Origin of the sequence: Nocardia mexicana NBRC 108244 (assembly GCF_001613165.1) — a bacterium.
Taxonomy (GTDB): Bacteria; Actinomycetota; Actinomycetes; order Mycobacteriales; family Mycobacteriaceae; genus Nocardia; species Nocardia mexicana.
This window is the reverse complement of the sequence record NZ_BDBV01000176.1, coordinates 1-1,123: the sequence shown is the minus strand read 5'-3', so window position 1 is coordinate 1,123 and position 1,123 is coordinate 1. Positions and strand designations below refer to the sequence as shown.

The window sequence follows — 1,123 nt, the reverse complement described above, 5'->3', positions numbered from 1 at the left end:
CTAGTTGTACTGCCCAGGCAGGTTGGTCAATCGGCTGATGGGGGTTCTTCTGCCGATGGCGGTGTGTTGCCGGTGGTGATTGTAGGTGTGCAGCCAGGCTGGTAGCGCGGCTCGCCGGGCTTGTTCGGACTGGTAGTGGCGGGCGAAGGCCCACTCGATGGCGAGGGTGCGGTGGAACCGTTCGATCTTGCCGTTGGTTTGTGGTCGGTAAGGACGAGTGCGTTTGGCTGCGATGCCCAGCTCGGTGGCCGCAGCGGTCCAGGCTTTGGATCGGTAGCAGCTGCCGTTGTCCGACAGCACCCGTTCGACGGTGACACCGCGGTCGGCGAACCAGGCCACCGCGCGCCGCAGGACACCGACCGCGGTGTCGGCGGTCTCGTCGTCGTGGATCTCGGCGTAGGCGACTCGGGAGTGATCGTCGATCACGGTGTGCACGAACGCGTTTCCCAGCAGCGGGTGGCGGTAGCGACTACGCCGGATGCCGGGTGTGGCTGCCCGGTGCCGTTCGCCGGTGACCCGTCCGACGAACCGCCAGCCGCCACCGGCCGGGATGTTGCCCAGTTTCTTGACATCGACATGGATCAACGACCCGGCATGCGGGTGCTCGTAGCGGCGGATCACCTCACCGGTACGGATATCGATGTGCGACAACCGGTGTAACCGGCAACGGACCAGTACCGCGTGCACCGTCGACGCCGGCATCGACAACCGCGACGCGATCGCCCGCGGGGACAAACGTTTGCGCCACCGCAAGTCCACGATCTTGCGCACCGTCGGCGCCGGGGTGCGGTTCGGGCTGCGATGCGGACGGCTGGATCGATCGGCCATCCCGGCGGCACCCATCGCCCGATACCGGGTCTGCCAGCGATCGGCGGTCCGCCACGACACATGGAAATACTCGGCCGCCCGGGCGATCGGCCAGCCGTCGTCGACGATGCGACGAGCCAGCAGCAATCGGCCTCGCGGAGTCAGGACTGCGTTAGCGTGGACCACGAAGGTCTCCTGTCGATTCGAGTGGTTGTCTCAGCAACTCCCACTCCACGACGGAGACCTTCGCCATTCAACGATCACCTACAGCGTGTCGTCACAAAACCTCGACCAACCTGCCTGGGCAGTACACTAG

The 1,123-nt window shown here is 65.7% G+C and carries 1 protein-coding gene; it reads right to left on the bottom strand.

The window, feature by feature from the left end; translation table 11 throughout:
- Positions 1 to 993 carry an IS481 family transposase gene (locus NM1_RS40655; protein WP_068033156.1) on the bottom strand — a complete coding sequence of 331 codons (993 nt, stop codon included), beginning with the start codon at positions 991 to 993 and terminating at the stop codon, positions 1 to 3.
- Positions 994 to 1,123: the final 130 nt, after the last annotated feature.